This window comes from Rhodovulum visakhapatnamense (genome assembly GCF_004365965.1).
Lineage (GTDB): Bacteria > Pseudomonadota > Alphaproteobacteria > Rhodobacterales > Rhodobacteraceae > Rhodovulum > Rhodovulum visakhapatnamense.
On sequence record NZ_SOEB01000064.1, the window covers coordinates 1 to 3809 of the forward strand.

Sequence of the window (3809 nt, forward strand, 5' to 3'; positions counted from 1 at the left end):
GCCGCCCCCCTGCTGGGGGGCGGCGGGCTGCAAACGAGTGACGCCGCAGAGCCGCTGTGAGGGGGGCAGGAGGCGCATGGCGACTCTCTGCGACCCCCACCAACGGCCAAAAGCCCGGATGGCCCGCCAGCGGCCCGCTCTGGCGCTCCTTGCGGTTCCGGGGTGCGTCGTGCAGCAATGCAGCAGGGCAGCAATGCAGCAATGCAGGATTACAGCAGGGCAGCAAAACCCCGCGGTGATGTCGGTGCAGCGCTAGATCCCGATCGCGGTTCGGAACTCCCTTCTGATGGCAAAGTCACCGTGCTCCATCTCGGCTCAGGCCTGCTTGCGCGGCCTGCCGCCCTTGCGGCCATTCGCGCGAGCTGCCGCCGCTTTCGCGGCGGAGGTCGCCTGCCCGGCGAGCCGGGCCATGTAGGCTTTCGTGCCGAACAGCCCTGCCATCAGGCCGGGAACGGACAAGTCCACGTCCAGAGCCTCCCAGTGCAGGCCGTAGCCCGCGCCCAGGATCTCGACGGCCTCCAGCTCGTCTTCGCTGGCCGTTTCCAGACCTTGGGCAAGGCTGGGCGGGAACGCGAAGGTGCAACCGTTGGTCAGGTCCACAATGATCCGGCTGTTGCGCCGGTCGTAGCGGACGGCCTCCGCGCGGGGTTCGATCTCTTGCGCCATGCGGCCACGTTCGAGAGCGGCATCAATCTCGGCGTCTGTCAGTTCAGCCATGGATTTCCCTCCACTTGGCAAGAAACAGGTCCTGCTGATCGCGAACAACCTGGACCGCCCGGCGAACCTCGTTGCCCTTCATGCCCTGTGCCCAAACCAGAACCGGCGAGCCTGCGGGGCCGATCAGATTGATCTTGGCCTGGCCATCGCCAAACACATGCACATGGGCTGGTTCGTGATCGTCGGTGAAGATGATGATGCGCAGCCCGTGCGCGCGGTAGATGGTGACCATAGCGCAAAATAACCCATCATGTTGGGTTTTTCAAGAGGACCTAACTTGTAATGCTAAACCAAGTTTACACACGATAATTTTCCCCTAATACAAAGGGGCCGAGAGTTTCTGAGCGGCTTTGACGAGGATTTCGATGGAATTTATCACCCAGTTTTTTCAAGCATTGAAGTCGCCGAAAACGGCTTTTGTTCTTTTTTTGTTTAGTGGCGCTTTATTGTTTGCGCCAATTGACCGCTTGGGTCTGGAGCAGCCAGAATTTACTGATGCGTATCAGACCCAAATACTGCTAGTTTTTCTTCTTGCATCGGCAATTCTCGTCTTGGAAATCGTGATTTGGGTGATCGCAGCAATCCTTAAGCCCTTCCGAAGGCGTGCGCGCGAAAAGGCTTACAAAGAAAGCATCGAGAAAACCTTCTATTCTCTTAATTTAGAGGAGCTTTGTGTCCTTTGGGCGATGACCCAAAGCGGTACGAAGTCGATAAAGGCTTCCTACGATAACCTTGTGATGGTCTCCCTGAGGCAGAAGAATGCCTTAGGTATTATTCCTGGCGTTCAGAGCCTACACGAGGCGCACCACTACATGCCTGACGCACTATATGACCTTGTGGCGGAGCGTGGGTACCAGAGGATGCCTGAAGACTTTAGGAACTCAGTACGGTTCGAAGACGATATTCGAGCGATTGTGCATCGCTCCACGGATTGGCGTTCATGGAGCTGAGCCTATCTCCCTTCCTTCGGCCTAGCGCCCCAAGAGGCGTTTGAGAAACCCCTTGGGTCGCTTGTCCTCTAGGAGGGCCGCCGCCTGTTGCCGCCACTTTTCCCGGTCCTCGCGCAAGTCGGCGATCAAAGCGTCTCTGTCGGCCAGCCGCTCCCTCAGCTGGGCGTTTTCAGCGCGGGCGGCGGCAAGTTCCGATGTAAGATCAGGGTGGGCAGAGGTGAGCATTTCGGGTGGGCGCTGCCCAGTGGGCGCCCACTGGGCAGATGCCCACCTGTCGGCATCCTCCGGGGCGACCTTCCAGTGGTTCCTGTTGTCTCGAATTGCCTTTAAGTCAAGGCTTTCTATGGCGCGCATGACGCTGCGCCGACTGACTGAGCAACGCTGGGCAACCTGGGCAGGAGAGAGCGTTTCTTGGGTGGGCGTGCTCACTGGGCAGCCTGCCCACCTTGCCCACTTGCGGCGAAGGCTATCTCTCGGATGATCCGCTCCGGTCGTGGCTGCATGACGCCGCCGATTTCGGCTTCCCTGCCCACTTGGTCCGCCCAGGAAACGCGCTCCTCTTCGGAGAGGTCTTCCCACCAGAGGCGTGCGGCCTCCTTGGGGTCCTCGATCATCGGCGGGGCGTCGTCGGTGGCCTGCTGCTTGCGGCGCGTCGAGCTGTGCCGGTCGTTTTCGGTCACAGTTTCAGCCGCGTTGTGGGGGTCCTTCCAGCGCCAGTCGAAGCGAACCGCATGAACGGACCTTCCACGCTTCTCGGGCGTCATGCGCACGGTGACGGTGCCGTAATCGTTGATGGCATCTATCGCAGGATCGAGGACGCGCTGACGGAACGTGTTGAAGCGGTCGTAGGACTTTTGCTTGGTTACGCCCATGAGGGTGCGCAACTCGCCCAGCTCGAAAGTCCAGTAAGGCCGCCCCAGTCGCTTCTTGTCGGCTAGCAGGGCGTAAAGGCGTCGACCGTGGCCCGTTAGCTGGTGCGCTGCGGCAGCTTCGATCTTCGTGAAATTCGAAGGGCTGCGCAGGGCATGAACGCCTGCTGGCGGGATAAGCAGCCGGGCAACGCTGCCGCCTTGCAAGATGTGCCACTCGGCCAGCACGACAGCGCCCCAAGGGTCGCCTCTATGCTCCCCGGAAATCTTGATGCCGATGAGCCGGTCCAGGCACTTTCGGAGCCAGATGTTATCGGCCCGTCCGCCTTCGCCTCGGAGGCGCAAAGTCGGAACTTCCAACCAGACCGAATTGGGCACCTGAGAGGGCACTCTTTGCTCGTCCAGGGCCGCAGCAATTTCCCAGACTGCCGATACCATCGCGGGCGTCAGGGGCTGTTCTGATTCGAGTGCGAGGGCACTGGATGGCACGGTAATTTTCCTCATTCGACAACATTACACGACAACTAATGTTGTCGTCAAATATGTGTCGCACCCCTCCCGGATGTTGTCGCTACCCCTCCCGGATGTTGTCGCTACCCCTCCCGGATGTTGTCGCTACCCCTCCCGGATGTTGTCGCTACCCCTCCCGGATGTTGTCGCGAAGCCCCCTAGTGTCAGTGTCGGGTGTCGAGGGGAGCGAAGCGACACGCGACACTCGACACCCGACACTCAAGATCGACACGGCGGCTGACGCCGCCCGCCCCTCAGCTTGCCGCTGGATGGGAGCGCTGCGCAGAGGGACGACAAACGGATAGGGCAGCGCACGATCCCGAAGGTCGAACCTGTGGCAGTCGTGGAATTTGCTGAGAATGGGTTACCGGCTCAGGCTGCGAGCTCTGCCACCACGGCTACGGGAAGGCTGCTCAACATTCTGTTCCTGGCTTAGGCGCACTTCGGGAGCGGGCAGACTGGATTTCGCTCGTGGCTCTCACCGGCCTGTCCAGCGAGCTCAAGCCAGCGGTGATCCATCGCATCAGGGTGCGGATGAGAACAGCCAGAACAGGGTGTCGGGAGAAAAAGTTCTACTTTTGTATATATCCTGCCTCGCAAAAAACCCAACCCTCTCTCTCCAACCCTCCGATGCCTCGCTCGCCCCTTGCGGGCGAGCGACCAGAAAAGCCGCCCCCCTGCTGGGGGGCGGCGGGCTGCAAACGAGTGACGCCGCAGAGCCGCTGTGAGGGGGGCAGGAGGCGCATGGCGACTCTCTGCGACC

Annotated in this window: 4 protein-coding genes; 1 reads left to right on the forward strand and 3 read right to left on the reverse strand. The window is 60.6% G+C overall.

Features of this window, described 5'->3' with window-relative positions:
* Positions 1–315: 315 nt before the first annotated feature.
* On the reverse strand, positions 316–717 hold the full coding sequence (locus EV657_RS21175) for a DUF2442 domain-containing protein (RefSeq protein WP_134079829.1): 402 nt from the start codon (positions 715–717) through the stop codon (positions 316–318).
* Entirely contained in the window at positions 710–949 is a 240-nt protein-coding gene (locus EV657_RS21180; protein ID WP_134079830.1) for a DUF4160 domain-containing protein, read from the reverse strand. The genes EV657_RS21175 and EV657_RS21180 overlap by 8 nt, the downstream gene beginning before the upstream one ends.
* A 133-nt stretch (positions 950–1082) precedes the next feature.
* Here EV657_RS21180 and EV657_RS21185 point away from each other — a divergent pair, with 133 nt between their 5' ends.
* Complete coding sequence (locus EV657_RS21185; protein ID WP_134079832.1) at positions 1083–1667, forward strand: super-infection exclusion protein B; 585 nt, start codon at positions 1083–1085, stop codon at positions 1665–1667.
* Between the two features lie 425 nt (positions 1668–2092).
* On the opposite strand, the gene EV657_RS21190 is transcribed toward EV657_RS21185, so the two are convergent.
* The gene (locus EV657_RS21190; protein WP_166673766.1) at positions 2093–3025 is read right to left on the reverse strand and encodes a replication initiation protein; all 933 of its coding nucleotides are present in this window, start codon (positions 3023–3025) and stop codon (positions 2093–2095) included.
* Positions 3026–3809: the final 784 nt, after the last annotated feature.